Origin of the sequence: Lacrimispora struthionigena (genome assembly GCF_048627165.1) — a bacterium.
In the GTDB taxonomy this organism is placed as follows: domain Bacteria; phylum Bacillota; class Clostridia; order Lachnospirales; family Lachnospiraceae; genus Lacrimispora.
The window spans coordinates 967,152-981,793 of record NZ_JBMBWP010000001.1 but is presented as its reverse complement, the minus strand read 5'-3'; the positions used below and the strand labels follow the sequence as shown (position 1 = coordinate 981,793).

At 43.8% G+C, this 14,642-nt stretch carries 15 protein-coding genes; 3 read left to right on the top strand and 12 right to left on the bottom strand.

Annotated features, from left to right (window positions below):
* Positions 1 to 5: 5 nt before the first annotated feature.
* From dapF to ACOAOT_RS04465, 6 genes are all read right to left on the bottom strand, one after another.
* Positions 6 to 818: a diaminopimelate epimerase gene (dapF, locus tag ACOAOT_RS04490; RefSeq protein WP_420215885.1), complete on the bottom strand. Its 813-nt coding sequence runs from the start codon at positions 816 to 818 to the stop codon at positions 6 to 8.
* Positions 819 to 833: 15 nt separating this feature from the next.
* The gene (locus ACOAOT_RS04485) at positions 834 to 1,382 is read right to left on the bottom strand and encodes an ANTAR domain-containing response regulator (protein ID WP_420215884.1); all 549 of its coding nucleotides are present in this window, start codon (positions 1,380 to 1,382) and stop codon (positions 834 to 836) included.
* A gap of 42 nt (positions 1,383 to 1,424) precedes the next feature.
* Complete coding sequence (glnA, locus tag ACOAOT_RS04480) at positions 1,425 to 2,762, bottom strand: type I glutamate--ammonia ligase (RefSeq protein WP_420215883.1); 1,338 nt, start codon at positions 2,760 to 2,762, stop codon at positions 1,425 to 1,427.
* A 222-nt stretch (positions 2,763 to 2,984) separates the two neighbouring features.
* Positions 2,985 to 4,862: a heavy metal translocating P-type ATPase gene (locus ACOAOT_RS04475; RefSeq protein ID WP_420215882.1), complete on the bottom strand. Its 1,878-nt coding sequence runs from the start codon at positions 4,860 to 4,862 to the stop codon at positions 2,985 to 2,987.
* A gap of 15 nt (positions 4,863 to 4,877) precedes the next feature.
* Positions 4,878 to 5,102, bottom strand: coding sequence for a cation transporter (locus ACOAOT_RS04470; RefSeq protein ID WP_420215881.1), 225 nt, complete (start codon positions 5,100 to 5,102; stop codon positions 4,878 to 4,880).
* Between the two features lie 39 nt (positions 5,103 to 5,141).
* Positions 5,142 to 5,522, bottom strand: coding sequence for an ArsR/SmtB family transcription factor (locus ACOAOT_RS04465; RefSeq protein ID WP_420215880.1), 381 nt, complete (start codon positions 5,520 to 5,522; stop codon positions 5,142 to 5,144).
* Positions 5,523 to 5,884: 362 nt separating this feature from the next.
* Here ACOAOT_RS04465 and ACOAOT_RS04460 point away from each other — a divergent pair, with 362 nt between their 5' ends.
* From ACOAOT_RS04460 to ACOAOT_RS04450, 3 genes are read left to right on the top strand one after another with little or no spacing between them, the layout of a single operon-like run.
* Positions 5,885 to 6,685, top strand: coding sequence for an ABC transporter ATP-binding protein (locus ACOAOT_RS04460; RefSeq protein ID WP_420215879.1), 801 nt, complete (start codon positions 5,885 to 5,887; stop codon positions 6,683 to 6,685).
* A 10-nt stretch (positions 6,686 to 6,695) separates the two neighbouring features.
* Positions 6,696 to 7,499 carry an ABC transporter permease gene (locus ACOAOT_RS04455; protein WP_420215878.1) on the top strand — a complete coding sequence of 268 codons (804 nt, stop codon included), beginning with the start codon at positions 6,696 to 6,698 and terminating at the stop codon, positions 7,497 to 7,499.
* A 12-nt stretch (positions 7,500 to 7,511) separates the two neighbouring features.
* Positions 7,512 to 8,297, top strand: a complete 786-nt coding sequence (locus ACOAOT_RS04450) for an ABC transporter permease (protein ID WP_420215877.1) — start codon at positions 7,512 to 7,514, stop codon at positions 8,295 to 8,297.
* Between the two features lie 74 nt (positions 8,298 to 8,371).
* Here the strand turns inward: ACOAOT_RS04450 and ACOAOT_RS04445 are convergent, their stop codons facing one another.
* The 6 genes from ACOAOT_RS04445 to ACOAOT_RS04420 are packed head-to-tail and all read right to left on the bottom strand — an operon-like array spanning position 8,372 to position 14,632.
* Positions 8,372 to 8,767 (bottom strand): NifB/NifX family molybdenum-iron cluster-binding protein, encoded by a 396-nt coding sequence (locus ACOAOT_RS04445; RefSeq protein WP_420215876.1) that lies wholly within the window; start codon positions 8,765 to 8,767, stop codon positions 8,372 to 8,374.
* A 59-nt stretch (positions 8,768 to 8,826) separates the two neighbouring features.
* Positions 8,827 to 10,191 carry an MATE family efflux transporter gene (locus ACOAOT_RS04440; protein WP_420215875.1) on the bottom strand — a complete coding sequence of 455 codons (1,365 nt, stop codon included), beginning with the start codon at positions 10,189 to 10,191 and terminating at the stop codon, positions 8,827 to 8,829.
* An 11-nt stretch (positions 10,192 to 10,202) separates the two neighbouring features.
* Positions 10,203 to 11,162, bottom strand: a complete 960-nt coding sequence (locus ACOAOT_RS04435; protein ID WP_420215874.1) for a glycoside hydrolase family 25 protein — start codon at positions 11,160 to 11,162, stop codon at positions 10,203 to 10,205.
* Between the two features lie 21 nt (positions 11,163 to 11,183).
* Positions 11,184 to 12,320, bottom strand: a complete 1,137-nt coding sequence (ytvI, locus tag ACOAOT_RS04430) for a sporulation integral membrane protein YtvI (protein WP_420215873.1) — start codon at positions 12,318 to 12,320, stop codon at positions 11,184 to 11,186.
* A gap of 54 nt (positions 12,321 to 12,374) precedes the next feature.
* Positions 12,375 to 13,427, bottom strand: a complete 1,053-nt coding sequence (hisC, locus tag ACOAOT_RS04425; RefSeq protein ID WP_420215871.1) for a histidinol-phosphate transaminase — start codon at positions 13,425 to 13,427, stop codon at positions 12,375 to 12,377.
* The gene (locus tag ACOAOT_RS04420) at positions 13,424 to 14,632 is read right to left on the bottom strand and encodes a pyridoxal phosphate-dependent aminotransferase (RefSeq protein ID WP_420215870.1); all 1,209 of its coding nucleotides are present in this window, start codon (positions 14,630 to 14,632) and stop codon (positions 13,424 to 13,426) included. The genes hisC and ACOAOT_RS04420 overlap by 4 nt, the downstream gene beginning before the upstream one ends.
* Positions 14,633 to 14,642: the final 10 nt, after the last annotated feature.

The following is a 14,642-nucleotide window of genomic DNA, read 5'->3' as shown; positions in this document are numbered from 1 at the left end:
TGTTTTTAAAGATTATTTATGTCCAACTCTCCTGCAAACACCTCCACAGCAGGACCTGTCATAAATACGTGACCGCTTCCCTCTCTGTCCCAGTGAATCGTTAAGTTGCCGCCTTTTAATGAGACCTCCACCGTATTGCCGGTGCGTCCGCAAAGCGCCGAAGCAACTGCACTGGCTGTTGCTCCAGTCCCGCATGCCCAGGTCTCTCCGCTTCCTCTCTCCCACACCCGCATGCGGATGTGCTCTGTACTTACCACCTGAATAAATTCAGAATTGGTACGCTCCGGAAAACGCTTATGATTTTCAAACCCAGGTCCGATTGCTTCCAGATCCAGGCCGTCAATGTCATCCATATAATAAACTGCATGGGGATTTCCCATGGAAATACCAATAAACTCATAATCCGTACCATCGACACAAATAGGCTCCGGTACCTGGCTTGTTACTTCCGGGATACCCATATCAACCGTTAAAAGGACTGCTTTCCCATCTTCCTCAGTCACTTTTAAATGCTTGATTCCAGCTGCCGTTTCCACATCAAACTCCGTCTTTTCCACCAGATGATGATCGAAAACATACTTACCCACACAGCGGATGCCATTGCCGCACATGGGGCTCTCTGAACCGTCAGCGTTAAACATACGCATGCGGCAGTCTGCCACTTTGGACGGGCAGATCAGAATCAGACCATCCGATCCGATTCCAAAATGCCGGTCACTGACTTTTTTTGAAAGCTCTGCAGGATCCTCAACGGATTCCTCAAAACAGTTAATATATACATAATCGTTTCCGATTCCCTGCATTTTTGTAAATTTCATCTTAATCCCCCACTGTTAAATATTAATAAGGCTCATGATCATCTGGGCAGTTTCCACCATGTTGGTTCCGCTGTCCATACTGCACTTTTGAATGTAACGGTGTGCTTCTGATTCTGTCATATGATTCCGTTCCATCAAAAGTTCCTTGGCCTGCTTAATCAGCTCCTGCTCTTCTCCGCTTCTTTCCTTCGGCTGGCTCTTTAACTTCTTCCGCCTTTTTGCCAGAGATTCCATCATCATCTCTAAGGTACTTAAAAGATCCTGAACCTTTAAAGGCAGTCCAAGACAGACCATATCATCCGGTGCCCTGCCGCTCCACTGGCTGGGTGACGCTACCAGGAGCATGAGCATCCCTTTTGGGAGACATTCATAAATCTCCTGATACACCATATCCGCAAACCTGCAGCCGCATACTACAATTCCACTGCCCAGCTCATCCGCGCTGTTGACCGTCTGAGCGCCGGAGGTGCAGACTGCCGAGACCGAAAAGCCGTTTTTCATAAGAATATTCTTTATATTTTTCGCATCCTCTGCTTTTGAAAATGCCACAATCACATTGGTCAAACACTCTCACCTCCAGATAACAGTATCAGGGAACGGGATCTATCAATACTTGTATAAGTATTCTTCCACTTCCCAGTCCGTTACCTGCGCACGGAACATACGCCATTCAGCTTCCTTTGCCTCTAAGTATTTGGTGTAAATGTGCTCACCCAGAACTTCTTTCATAAACTCATCCTTACGGAACATTTCAATGGCCTCTCCCAGTGTTTCCGGAAGCTGCTCGATGCCTTTTGAAGCCATCTCTTCTACCGACATGGAATAACCATTGCAGTCCACACTTTCCGGCGGAGTCATCTTCTTTTCTATTCCGTCAAGACCTGCCGCCAGACAGGCTGCAAGTGCCAGATAGGGATTGACTGCTGAATCCGGGCTGCGCAGCTCGATGCGTGTACTTTCTCCTCTTGCACAGGGAATCTTAATCATAGAGCTTCGGTTGGACCGGGCTGACCATGCCACATAAACCGGAGCATCATATCCGGGTACAAGACGTTTGTAGGAATTGACCAACGGATTGGTTAAAATAGTCATTCCCTGCATATGATGGAGAATGCCTGCCATAAACTGGTAAGCCGTCTGGCTTAATCCCAGCTCATCCTCCGGATCCTCAAACATATTCTTACCTGATAAATCAGAAAGGGACATGTTAATGTGCATTCCGGAACCATTGACACCAGCCTTGGGTTTTGGCATAAAGGTGGCATGAAGACCGTGGCGCTTTGCAATTGCCTTAACTGCCATCTTAAATGTCATGATGTTATCAGCCGTCACCATACCTTCTGCGTACTGAAAATCAATCTCATGCTGACCCGGGGCAATCTCGTGGTGGGATGCCTCAATCATAAAGCCCATCTCTTCCAGGGTAAGGATCATGTCTCTTCGGACATTCTCTGCCTGGTCAATGGGGGCTACATCAAAATAGCCTGCCATTTCATGGGTATCTGTGGTGGGCTGACCTTCCTCATCCATGTGAAAAAGGAAAAATTCGCATTCCGGGCCTGCATGAAATACAAACCCCATATCATTTGCTTTTTTTAATACCTTTTTCATAACAAACCGGGGATCTCCTTCAAAAGGAGTCTGGTCGGGGCAGTGTACATCGCACATCAGCCTTGCAACTTTCCCCTGCTGGGGACGCCATGGGAATATCTCAAAGGTATCCAGATCCGGATAGAGATACATATCAGATTCTTCACTTCTTACAAACCCCTCTATGGAAGAACCATCAAACATACAGCGGTTATCCAGGGCTTTTGACAGCATATTCTTTGTGATTGCAACGTTTTTTAACATGCCGAATATATCGGTAAACTGAAGACGGATAAATTCCACATCTTCTTCTTCCACAATGCGGAAAATATCTTCTTTGCTGTACTTGCTCATAAAACACTCTCCTTTTCTCATGATTGAATAAAGAGCCCCGCCTTATGGGACTCTTTGCCACTTATGCGATCCTTGCAAAGCGTCTCTGCTCTATGGGGAACGAGGTTCCTGAAGAAAATAATAATACCTGGAAAAAGGGTGGGCAAACACAGCCTCACTTCATGGACCATCTTCGCACCACCCCGTCATATGTGTAAAATATAACAGCTGGAAAAAAATTTGTCAATGTGTTTTTTCATTCCTGCTTTGATACCGGAGCGCCCGGACTGCATTTAAGATCGCAAGCACAGAAACGCCTACATCGCCGAAAACAGCTGCCCACATGGTGGCAATTCCTGCTGCTGAAAGGATCAGAATCAGCACCTTCACACCTATGGCAAAAATAATATTCTGCTTTACAATTCCCACAGTTTTTCTGGCAATCAGGATTGTATCAACCAGTTTCGTAAGCTCATCAGTCATGATTACCACGTCTGCCGCTTCCACGGCTGCATCAGAGCCAATCTGACCCATGGCTATTCCTACATCGGCACGGGCAAGAACCGGCGCATCGTTGATGCCGTCTCCAACAAATGCAATCGCTGCACCCTCATGCTTCTTTGTCAGCAGCTCTTCCACCTTGCCTACTTTATCGCCGGGAAGAAGACCTCCATGAACCTCATCAAGTCCAAGCTTTTCTCCCACCAGTTTTCCTACCTCAGGTTTGTCGCCGGTAAGCATTACCAACTTTTTCACTCCAGCTGCCCTTAAGCCCTTTAAAGCTTGTGGAACATCTTCCCTGATGGTATCTGAAATGGTTACACTGCCCAGATACGTGTTGTTATCTGCTATATAAAGGGTTGTTCCTGCCATGGAATCTGCTGCAGTTACAGCAATTCCCTGTCTTTCCATAAGTCTGGCATTCCCGATATAAAGCTCTCTTTCCTTATTCTGTGTATAAACCCTTGTTTTTACTCCAAATCCTGCAATTTCTTCTGCAGCGCCTACCATTGACGGATCAAGCGCTTTCCCGTAAGCTTCTTTTACCGAATGGGCAATTGGGTGATTGGAATGAAATTCACCATAGGCAGCAAGCTCTAAGAGCTCTTCTTTTGTTCCTGCAAGCGGATCCACACTGGTAACCTGGAATTTTCCGGTTGTTAACGTTCCTGTTTTATCAAAAACTACCGTATCCAGATTTGCCATGGCTTCCAGATAGTTGCTTCCTTTTAACAGAATTCCCTGGCCAGAGGCCGCTCCAAGTCCTCCAAAAAAGCTTAATGGAACGGATATTACCAGTGCACAGGGACAGGAAACAACCAAAAAGCTGCAGGCACGGTAAATCCAGGTTCCCCAGTCACCGGTGAATAAAGGCGGAATAACTCCAAGCATTAAGGCGAGCACTACGACGACTGGCGTATAGACTCTTGCAAATCTGGTGATAAAGTTTTCTGCTCTGGCCTTTCTCGAACTGGCATTCTCCACCAGTTCCAGGATTTTGGCAACTGTGGAATCATCAAAAAGTCTGGTAACCCGAACCTCTAAAACACCACTTAAATTGATGGAACCGCTTATAACCGGATCATTCTCTTTGAGCTCCACAGGCATGGATTCCCCGGTTAATGCTTTGGTATCAAGACTGCTGCTGCCTTTCACCACAACTCCGTCAAGAGGCACTTTTTCTCCAGGCTTTACTATAATGATATCGTCAACTTCCACTTCATAGGGATCTACCTTCTCCTCCGCTCCATCACGAAGCAGATTGGCATATTCCGGATTAATGTCCATAAGATCTGTTATGGATTTTCTTGACCTGTTTACTGCATAATCGTTAAACAGCTCACCGATCTGATAAAACAGCATAACGCCCACTGCTTCTTCCAGAGCTCCGATTCCGATTGCTCCAAAGGTCGCCACTGACATTAAAAAGTTTTCATCAAAGAACTGACCATTTTTTATATTTCTGACTGCTCTTAAGGGGATATCATAGCCTGCAGCCAGGTAAGAGATAATAAATAAGATCCAGTACCAGAAAACTTTTCCCTCGGCCGCCATGGCAAGAGCAAAGAATACGGCACTTATGACCAGTCTGATTCCCATGATTTTCTGTTTCTTTGTCATAACTGCTCCTTTTGCTTACCGAAGGATTTTAAATTCTGCTTCCGGTTCAATCTTATAGGCTGTTTTCTTGGCTGCTTCCATAATCTCATCCACTTTTTCTTCTGATACTTCCATGGTTAATCTCTGGGTCATAAAGCTTAAGGATGCGCTTTCCACACCATTTAATTTTTTAACCTCTTCTTCAATTTTAGCTGCACAGTTTGCACAGCAAAGGCCCTCTAATTTCACTATTTTTTTCATCTTTCCTCTTCTCCTTTTCTCTCTATTTGATGTGAATCCTTATTCGCTTATATGCTCCATTCCCTGAGCCAGGATGGTTTGTATATGACCATCTGCCAGAGAATAAAAAACGGTCTTTCCTTCTCTTTTAAACTTCACCAGACGCATCTGCTTTAACACACGAAGCTGATGGGAAATAGCCGACTGCCCCATGGAAAGCAGATTGGCAATGTCACAGACACACATCTGGGACTGGCTGAGCACATAGAGAATTCTGATTCTGGTTGGGTCTCCAAAAATTTTAAAAAAATCTGCAAGATCCATGAGCTGCTGCTCTTTTGGCATAGCTTTTAATACCTGATTTACAACATTCTCATGAACACAGATAAAATCACACTGATCAATATCTCCATCACGAACTAGTTTCTCTTCTTCTGCCATCTGTTACCTCCTTACATATTAATATGTGAATAACTGTTCATATGTTAATATTAATCATTCATTCATAATTTGTCAAGTACCTTTTGCCAGGGTATTGACACTTTTTTCCTGTGATGATAGACTATAAGTCCTTTTCCATATCTAAACTCACATCTTAATTCAGGAAAAGAGAATATTGATACCACGGTAGAGTCCCCGGAATGAAATCCGGAGAGCTGTGCTGGCTGTTACGCCTGCACTGACCGCTTGGAAAGATATTAGAACGTTCTGACCAGTTATGACAGACCTCTTCCCTTTTATGGCAGGAGCTGCCCGCTGCAGGAATGAACCGTTCACAAATATTACTACCAGGAGGAATTTTTATGATTCAAGTGGAACACATGAACAAGACGTTCAAAGTCACAAGAAGAAGTGCCGGATTTTCCAATGCGGTAAAGGCGCTTTTTCACAAGGAGACCGACACGGTCCATGCTCTGTCCGATATTTCCTTTTCCATCGGAGACGGAGAGATGGTAGGCTATATTGGCCCCAACGGTGCCGGAAAAAGCTCCACCATTAAAATTTTAAGCGGCATTTTAACTCCGGATCATGGGACATGCCAGATTAACGGCCGAATTCCATGGAAGGACAGAAGGGAACATGTAAAGGACATCGGCGTTGTATTCGGTCAGCGCACCCAGCTTTGGTGGGATGTTCCTGTAATTGATTCCTTTGAACTGCTCCGCGACATCTACGAGATCCCCAGTCACCAATACTTAACTACATTAGAAGAACTCACTGAACTTCTTGCACTGGAAGAGATTATTAAAACTCCGGCAAGACAGCTTTCTCTGGGTCAGCGCATGCGCTGCGAAATCGCAGCCTCTCTTCTTCATACCCCAAAGATCCTTTTTCTTGATGAACCCACCATTGGACTGGATGCCGTATCAAAGCTGGCAGTCCGGGATTTTATCAGAAAGCTGAACCGGATCCACAAAACCACAGTTCTCCTTACCACTCATGACATGCAGGACATTGATGCACTTGCAGACAGGGTTTTGCTGATCGGGAAAGGCCGGCTATTATTAGACGGAACTCTTTCTGATCTGAAATCCCGCTGTGAGCCCCCATGCGCCACCCTGGATGAGATTGTCGCCTCCCTTTACCGGGAATTTCAGATTTAGGAGGGGCAAGATGAAAAAATACTGGTCTTTTTTCCGCATCCGTTTTATCCGGGGATTGCAATACCGTACTGCCGCCCTTTCCGGAATGGTGACACAATTTGTATGGGGAGCCATGGAGATCCTTTTATTCCGGGCGTTCTATCAGGCTTCCCCCGAAAGCTTTCCCATGACCTTTGAAGCGCTGTCCACTTATGTGTGGCTCCAGCAGGCATTTCTGGCTCTTTATATGGTCTGGTTCTGGGAATCAGAACTTTTTAATTCCATCACCACCGGAGATGTGGCCTATGAATTATGCCGGCCAATCCGCCTTTACGATATGTGGTTTGTAAGAGGTCTGGCTGTCCGGCTGTCCAAAGCAGTGTTGCGCTGCATGCCCATCCTGATATTTTCCTGGTTTCTTCCTGCTCCCTACGGACTTACGCTGCCGGGAGATGTGAGAACCTGGGCAATTACAATTTTATCCATGACACTGGGACTGCTTCTCATCGTTGCTTTTAACATGATTATCTATATGTCCGTATTCTACACTGTTTCTCCACAAGGGATTAAACTGTTTGTTACCTCTTTAGCGGAATTTTTAAGCGGTTCCGTAATACCGCTTCCCTTTCTTCCAGACCACGTACGAACGATTGTGGAATTTCTTCCCTTTGCCTCTGCACAGAATGTTCCGTTTCGGATCTTTGCCGGAGATATAACAGGACCCGATCTTACCATCAGCATCTTAAAACAGACATTCTGGGTATTAGCATTTGTACTAATCGGTCGGTATTTGGAAAAGCGGGCATTAAAACGGGTTGTCATACAGGGCGGTTGAAAGGAGGATACCATGAGTTCAGTCAGGCTTTACTTTAATTTCTTTTTCATGCATTTAAAAAGCATGATGCAGCACAAAGTTTCATTTTTTATGACATTAATCGGGCAGTTTTTAATCTCCTTTAATGTATTTTTAGGAGTTTATTTTATGATGACCCGTTTCCACCAGGTGAACGGATTTTCTTACAGCGAGGTGCTTTTGTGTTTTTCCATTACTCTTATGGCTTTTACACTGGCAGAAACCGTTTTCCGAAGTCTGGATACCTTTGAAACCATAATTGGAAACGGAGAATTTGACCGTATTCTACTCCGTCCGAAAAACAGCCTGTTTCTGGTTCTTTGCAGCAAGGTAGACTTAACCAGATTCGGACGGCTTATTCAGGCTGTTGTCATGCTGGTTTATGGAATTTGCTACAGCTCCATAAACTGGACACCCCTTCGGTGCATTCTCGTAGTACTGATGATTTTAGGGGGTGTCTGTGTTTTTGGAGCCATTTACCTGATTTTTGCATGCTTATGCTTTTTTACTCTGGAGGGGCTGGAATTTATGAATGTATTTACAGATGGAGCCAGGGAATATGGGAAATATCCCATCGGGATTTATGGGAAAACCGTTCTTTTCATTTGTACTTACCTGGTTCCCTTTGCTCTGTTCCAGTATTATCCTTTTTTATATCTGACTGGGAAATCAGACAACCTGTGGTACAGCCTGCTGCCGCTGTTTAGTGCCCTTTTTCTCATTCCTGCATTTCTGTTATGGAAATTAGGGTTAAGGCACTATCAGTCCACCGGCTCCTGATTCAATAAAAATGCATCCCCACGGCTTTTAAAGTCCGCGGGGATGCATTTTATTATCTCATTTGTTTTATTGCATTAATGACCGCAGCTTTCTCCATGATGGTGATGACCACAATCGTGATCTTCACTTCCCTCATGATGATGGCTGCATTGTGTCTCCGGATCAAACTGAAGGCTTCCTGACAGCAGGGAATTTACCGCCTCATCAGCATTTCCTTCCACTCCCGGATATAACTCGATTCCGGCTTCTGACAGTGCATTTCTCGCTCCTGCTCCAATCCCCCCGCAAATAAGAGTTTTTACACCCAGTCTGGTCAGAAAACCTGCCAGGGCACCGTGACCGTCTCCATTGGTATCCACAATATCCTGTGATATCACATTTTTGTCTTCCACCTCATAGATTTTAAACTGTGTGGTTTGTCCAAAATGCTGAAATACATTTCCTCTGTCATAAGTAACCGCAATTTTCATAGCAAGACCTCCTGTTATTTAGTCAATGACTCAATATCCATATCATAGAATTATTTTCGTCATATGTCAATAACTTTTGTCCCTTTCTGTATGATTCGTCCAAACAAAGTTATAAAAACCAGTATGGATACCATTACGCTTATAAAATCTGAGATTGGTTCTGTGTAAAAAATATAATTAACTCCCAGCCATGCAGGCAGTATCACCGCTCCAAGAAGGAAAATTGTCTTTCTGAACATGGAAAGTGAAATTGCTGCTTTCGCCGCCCCCAGACCGGTGAATCCGTCAACAATAACGTACTGTAGTGCCAAAGGTATTATTCCCATGGTATAGATCTTTATCCCGCTGACAGTCAGATCAACATAAGACTGGTCCCGTGTGAAAATATGTACAAAGACCTGGGGAACTGTATGGGCAATCAGAAACATCACTGTGGTAAAGCCAACTGCCAGAAGGGCAATATGGCGCTCCGCCTGTCTGATCCGCTCCGGTCTTCCTGCCCCTAAATTATAACCCAGAATGGTCTGGGTCCCTGTTGTAATACCTCCAAGAGGCATAGTTACCATTAACATAAAGCTTTGCACAATGGTCATACAGGTGAGAAGCTTTTCACTGCCCTCACCCCCATAATGCATGATTACTGTATTTAACGAAATGATAAGCACGTTATCAAATGCAATAATGAGGAACGGGGAGAGTCCCAGTGTTAGAATTCTCTTCATCACTTCTAAGTCATACCCCTGAAAGGTGATGCGAATGGGAGGGATTTTACCAAAAAGAAATCGAAGAACATAGATACAGGATATCACCTGGGACAGAACGGTTGCGATAGCAGCGCCTTTTACCCCCATTCCGAAAACAAAAATAAAAATGGGATCCAGGATTATATTGCTCACTGCTCCACAGACCACGGATTTCATGGCTGTCCTGGCATATCCCTGACTTACAATGAAAGGATTTAACCCTGCGGAAAGCAATGCAAACACGGTTCCGGTAAGATATACGGTAAGATATTCATTTGCATAGGGAAATACCGTCTTTCCTGCGCCGAACCACATGAGAAGGTGGTCTTTTAACAGAAAGGATACCGCTGTGATAAGAACGGAAAAAGTCAATAAGAGCAGGAAGCAGTTGGCTAGAATCTGGCTGGCAGCTCTCTGGTTTTTCTCTCCCAGACGGATACTCATAAGGGGAGATCCTCCTGCTCCCACTAAAAAAGCAAAAGAAGAAATCAGGGTCACAATGGGACCGCAGATTCCAACTCCTGCCAGGGCGACTTCCCCGATCGCCGGGATATTTCCAATATACATACGGTCTACGATACTATATAATACACTGACAAACTGAGCCAGCATGGAGGGGATTGCAAGCCTCCATACCAGCCCTTTTATATGATCTGAATTTAAATCGTTTTCTTTTTTCACTTGTAACTCCACTATTTTGTCTGATTTGTTATCTCTCCCTGAGAACCAAAGGTATAAGATACATTGTCGATCACCATGGTCTTATCATGAACTACCATTCCATTGGAATCCAGATAATACCACGTTCCATCCGGTTGAATCCAGCCGGTCTGTCTTTCGTAGTTTTTCATGTAATACCGTTCCCCGTCAATGGTTTTAAAGCCATCTGCCGGAATCATGGAACCGTAATCTGCAAAGGATAATTCGATGGTAACATCCCCATCGATTCCTGCCACCCTTCCTTTATCCGTACACTGCCAGATGGTTCTGTTTTGATAATCATTGACCGTTCCATATCTGGCATACCATACATCATAGGGAACCTGGCTCATATCGATATGAAGAGACAGCCATTTATTATTTGCATAGACAATCGGGCGATACCCCGCATCTGCAATGGCTTTACAGAATGCGTTGATATTATCCGTAATCTGCTGTTTGGAAAGCTTATTATCAAGAAGATACTGGGATTCCACGTCATAAGCGATTGGGTAAGAAACTTTGTAATCCTTTACCTGACGCAGCACATACTTTGCCTCTTCCACTGCAGTTTGTGTATCAAGAGCCTGGGTATAAAAAAATACACCGGTTTTAAGCCCATTTTCCGAAGCATGCTTCATATTCTCTGAAAAATAGGGATCCATATCATTGAGATAACCGATCCGAACCATAGCAAAAGAAACTCCGTCCTCTGCCACCTTCTTCCAGTCAATCCCTCCATTTGCCTCATTCTGCCTGTTCTGGTATTTGGTCACTGTAATTCCCTTTGCTAAAACTCCTGTAATAGGATTACCGGATGCATCAATGTATTGTCCGTTCTCCAGTTTCCAGGCTTCTGCCGAATAACCGTTTAAAGGGGTAGCAAATGCCTCAGAAGCCATAAGACATGCAATCAGATAAACGGCGATCTTCAATCTTATGTTTTTTTTCATTGTATCCTCCAATTACTGCTTTTAATCGATATCATCTTTCTCTTTTCTAAACCCATTGATGTCGTGAACCAAGGTCTTTACGCTGTAAAGGAACCGGTCAAAGGCACCAAATTTATAAATGCTGATCACCAGCATTCCAATGGGAACAGCCAGTATCATTCCGGCAATCCCGCTTATTTTAAATCCCAAATATAAAAATAATAATGTCATTAACGGGTCAAGCCCCATGGTATCTCCTACGATCTTCGGCTGAATGATCTGTCTCAATACCAGTGTCAGTACGTAAATCACAATCAGACCTACACCAAAGGCATATTCTCCTGAAACAATCCGAAGAATTGCCCAGGGAATCAGAATAGTACCAGTCCCAAGGATAGGAAGGAAATCAAGAATCGCAATAATGACAGCAAGCAAAAGTGCATACTTGACTCCCAAAACCAGAAATCCTGCCGCCAGTACACCTGCGATAATGAACATTATCTTAAACTGAGCAAGAAAATAGCCTCCTACCAGATGCTTTACGTCCTTTTTCAGATAATCATAATATTTGGAAAACCCATCAGGAGTATACCGGTCTAAAAAAACGAGAATTTTATCCCGGTCCACAATAAAAATATAGGAAGAAAATATGGTTACAACCGTGTAAACAAGTGCTGCAGGAATACTCTTTACCACATTGCCCGCAGCCATAAAGGTAGGCGATGCGATTTTCTGCACCATAACATTTAAATATTCTCCAATATGTGTTACAAATACATTCACCGAATCCTGAATCCCCTTGGGAAGAAAACGCAGCAGATCTTCTGCCGTCAGAAGCATCTTTTGAACCTCAACCCAGGCAGAATCATAGTAAAGGGGAATATCCTTCACAAATCCTGCTGCTTCCGAAATCAGTTTTGATATGATTAAATAAAAAGCACCAATAATAAGAGCCAGTACTGCCACCACAATCAGCACAGAACTATGCTTTCTCACCAGCTTCAGGCGTTTCTCCAACAAACGCACAAGAGGATTGGCAATGGCGGAAATCACCCAGCCAATCACGAAAGGAAGAAAGAAATTCAGTATTCTTGGTCCCCAGATGCAGATTAAATAGGTAAACACAATAGGAATAATAATATTTAATAAGATTCTGCTATATTTTTTTACAAATTCCATGCTTATCTCCTGCCTTTATAATACCCCAAAAAGTCCAAGTGATAAATAGTCTGATCAAAGAAATTTCTCCAGGAAATCATAAAGCTTTTCCATCTCCTCATCCGTACCAATGGTGATCCTTAAATAATTATCAAGCCTTGGTTGTTTAAAGTAACGAACGAAAATCTGTTTTTCTCTCAACGCCAGGTAAATATCTTCCGCTTTTCTCTCTTTATGACTGGCAAAAATAAAATTAGCCATGGAATCAGGGAATACAAAACCAAGTTCACTGAGACGTTTTTTCGCTTTCTCTCTTGTGGTTATAATTTTTTCAATCGTCTGTCTGAAATAACTGTCATCCTTTACCGCTTCCTCTCCCAGAACCTGGGCTGGCATATTCATAGTATAGGAATTATAAGAATACTTCACATCGTTTAAAGCCCGTATCAGTTCTTTGTTACCCATGGCAAAACCGATTCTCATTCCTGCCATAGACCGGGATTTGCTAAACGTCTGCACAACCAGCAGATTATCGTATTTTTTTATCAGCCTGGCCGCACTTTCACCGCCAAAATCAATGTAAGCTTCATCCACAATCACAACCGACTCCTGATTGTGGGCGATGATGTCTTCCACCTCACTTAATGGCATAAAAACGCCAGTGGGCGCGTTGGGGTTCGGGAATATGATTCCCCCATTCTCTTTATAATAATCTTCCTTACAAATCAGAAAATGCTCATCAAGAACAGGTGTCTCAAAAGGAATATGAAACAGCTCCGCCCATACCTGATAGAAGGAATACGACACATCGGGAAATAAGACTGGCTTTTCAGAATTGAAAAATGTGAGAAATGACATGGCAATCACATCATCAGACCCGACTCCCACAAAAATCTCATCTTCATCCATCTGATAGTATTCACACAGTGCCTTTGTCAGAAGGTTGGAAGACGGATCCGGATATTTGCGGAACGTATCATAATCCATCTCACCCATGGCTTTTTTTACCAGAGGTGACGGAGGATAAGGATTTTCATTGGTATTCAGTTTAATTAAGTTCCCGCCCTTTGGCTGTTCACCTGGAACATATGGGGTTACTGTTCGGATATTCGCCTGCCATGCTTTCATCTTATGCCCTCCCGGTCTGCTCTAAGTCCATATTCCTGTGCAATTGCATGAAATGCAGGAAGTGAACGTTCAATCTGTTCATAAGATACACAATACGCAATCCGCGCATAGCCAGGACAGGCAAAAGCACTTCCCTGTACCAGAAGAACGCGGTGTTTTTTACAATACTCACAAAACAGTTTGTCATCTTCCGGAGTTTTTATAAACAGATAAAATGCACCTTCCGGCTTAATACATTCAAATCCGTATTCCGTTAAACTGTTATAAAGAAGCTCCCTGTTTTTATTATAAGCAGACAGGTTTACTTTTTCATCCACGCAGCGAAGAATCACTCTCTGCATCAGAGACGGAGCATTGACAAAGCCCAGAACCCGGTTTGAAATGCTGGCAGCCGCAATCACAGCCTTTGAATCCTCCACCTCATCGGGAATGACCAGATATCCGATTCTTTCCCCTGGCAGAGATAAGGATTTGCTGTAGGAATAGCAGACCACTGTATTTTTGTAAAACAGCGTCACATATGGAACCTCAACACCGTCATAAGCAAGCTCTCTGTAAGGCTCATCTGAAATCAGGAGTATGGAAGATCCATACTCTTTTTCTTTCCGCTCCAGAATAGTGCCAATTTCCCGAAGGGTTTCAGAAGAATAAACCACGCCGGTTGGGTTATTGGGAGTATTTATAATGACTGCCTTAGTCCTGTTTGTGATTCTGCTTTCAAATTCCAGGAGATTGGGCTGAAAGGTTTTTGTATTAGGCGGAATAACAGAAAGCACACCGTCATAATTGCGTACGTATGAACCGTATTCCATAAAATAGGGTGCGAATACAATTACCTCATCACCAGGATCTAATATGGTCTTTAAAATCACATTCAGACCACTGGCGGCCCCTACCGTCATAAGGAGATTACCTCCACGAAAATGAGTCCCGAACCTTCGGTTGATGGACTGTGCTATGCCTTCTCTTACGTCATCAAAGCCTGCATTGCTCATATATCCATGAACCATGGTTGATTCTTCCTCGTTCATAATATCAAGGATGGCCTGCTTTACTGCTTCCGGTGCGGGCACATTGGGATTACCGAGGCTGAAATCATAGACATTTTCTGCACCATATTCGGCAGCCATCTTCTTTCCCTCTTCGAACATGGCGCGGATGGCGGAATTGTTTTCTACAAGGGGTCTCATCTTGTCTGCTATCATATCATTATTC

Excerpts from the sequence above, each read along its gene's own strand:
- dapF (WP_420215885.1), bottom strand. The coding sequence starts at position 818 with ATGAAATTTACAAAAATGCAGGGAATCGGAAACGATTATGTATATATT.
- glnA (WP_420215883.1), bottom strand. The coding sequence starts at position 2,762 with ATGAGCAAGTACAGCAAAGAAGATATTTTCCGCATTGTGGAAGAAGAA.
- ACOAOT_RS04475 (WP_420215882.1), bottom strand. The coding sequence starts at position 4,862 with ATGACAAAGAAACAGAAAATCATGGGAATCAGACTGGTCATAAGTGCC.
- ACOAOT_RS04470 (WP_420215881.1), bottom strand. The coding sequence starts at position 5,102 with ATGAAAAAAATAGTGAAATTAGAGGGCCTTTGCTGTGCAAACTGTGCA.
- ACOAOT_RS04465 (WP_420215880.1), bottom strand. The coding sequence starts at position 5,522 with ATGGCAGAAGAAGAGAAACTAGTTCGTGATGGAGATATTGATCAGTGT.
- ACOAOT_RS04460 (WP_420215879.1), top strand. The coding sequence starts at position 5,885 with ATGATTCAAGTGGAACACATGAACAAGACGTTCAAAGTCACAAGAAGA.
- ACOAOT_RS04455 (WP_420215878.1), top strand. The coding sequence starts at position 6,696 with ATGAAAAAATACTGGTCTTTTTTCCGCATCCGTTTTATCCGGGGATTG.
- ACOAOT_RS04450 (WP_420215877.1), top strand. The coding sequence starts at position 7,512 with ATGAGTTCAGTCAGGCTTTACTTTAATTTCTTTTTCATGCATTTAAAA.
- ACOAOT_RS04445 (WP_420215876.1), bottom strand. The coding sequence starts at position 8,767 with ATGAAAATTGCGGTTACTTATGACAGAGGAAATGTATTTCAGCATTTT.
- ACOAOT_RS04435 (WP_420215874.1), bottom strand. The coding sequence starts at position 11,162 with ATGAAAAAAAACATAAGATTGAAGATCGCCGTTTATCTGATTGCATGT.
- ytvI (WP_420215873.1), bottom strand. The coding sequence starts at position 12,320 with ATGGAATTTGTAAAAAAATATAGCAGAATCTTATTAAATATTATTATT.
- hisC (WP_420215871.1), bottom strand. The coding sequence starts at position 13,427 with ATGAAAGCATGGCAGGCGAATATCCGAACAGTAACCCCATATGTTCCA.
- ACOAOT_RS04420 (WP_420215870.1), bottom strand. The coding sequence starts at position 14,632 with ATGATAGCAGACAAGATGAGACCCCTTGTAGAAAACAATTCCGCCATC.